General features: G+C 58.4%; 1 protein-coding gene. It reads right to left on the minus strand.

Going from position 1 to position 873, the window contains the following annotated elements; genetic code table 11:
- Window positions 1–224: 224 nt before the first annotated feature.
- Window positions 225–767 (minus strand): demethoxyubiquinone hydroxylase family protein, encoded by a 543-nt coding sequence (locus ACFFJC_RS19835; RefSeq protein WP_379489112.1) that lies wholly within the window; start codon window positions 765–767, stop codon window positions 225–227.
- Window positions 768–873 lie beyond the last annotated feature (106 nt).

Raw genomic sequence — 873 nt, forward strand, 5'->3', positions numbered from 1 at the left:
ACAGCGGCTATGCTTCAGCCTAAGATGATCACGCTCTAGACCGCGTGGACAAATTCCATGCGTCTGATTGGGGTGGGGAGTTGCCATCACCCCATCCAGGCCGCTCATGCTGAGCTTGTCGAAGCATGGGAACCTTGCGCCACGTCTCGGGGCCTTCGACAATCTCAGGCTGAGCGGAGGGGGGAGGTCCGCTTTGGGGTGGAAAGCTGCCGCTTGGGCAAGGCTTATAAATGCATTCCAAGCCAGATGGTTGTTTCCGTCGAGGCGGAGACAAGGGGGTCTATCAGCTTGGACCAGAAGCGGCTTGGTCCAAGTCGCCCGATAGAAAGGTCATGATGCTCCTGCTCTTCCGCGATAACGCACCGCAGGGTTGTGGCTGCGTGTTCATCGACATTCTCCAAAACGCGTAGCTGCTCATGCATGTGCCGTAACACCACTCGTTCGATGGCCACGGTGGTCGCCGCTATCGCTTTGCGGCCCGCTAGCCCTGTTACAGCGCCGAGGATGAAGCCCCCAATTCCACACCAATGATAGCTTCGACAGCGACGCCTGTTACGGCGCCGCAATTCGGCACCAAACAGTGCGCGGTGCCCCCGCTCGTGCGTAAGAAAGTGTTCAAGCTCAAGCACCATTTCAGGTGCTCGCCAGTGGGCAAGCCAGCGCTGCACACGATAGATGCAAATTGCACCGTGCTCTCCAGCATGGTCGACCTTCATTACTCGGTCGCCCAGCGTCTCGCCTACGCCTAATCGTGCGGTCAAACCCATCCGTGGGCCATCCCACGCATGCGGAATGTCTGCAAGGGGGCGGAACCGGACATTCGAATTTGTCGACGCCGCCTAGGGTTGGTACTCAATAAGCTTGCGTGTTGTG

It is taken from the genome of Novosphingobium soli (genome assembly GCF_042432915.1).
Classification (GTDB): domain Bacteria; phylum Pseudomonadota; class Alphaproteobacteria; order Sphingomonadales; family Sphingomonadaceae; genus Novosphingobium; species Novosphingobium soli.

Bases quoted from the DNA above. Each gene is read 5' to 3' on its own strand.
- ACFFJC_RS19835 (WP_379489112.1), bottom strand. From the start codon at position 767: ATGGGTTTGACCGCACGATTAGGCGTAGGCGAGACGCTGGGCGACCGA.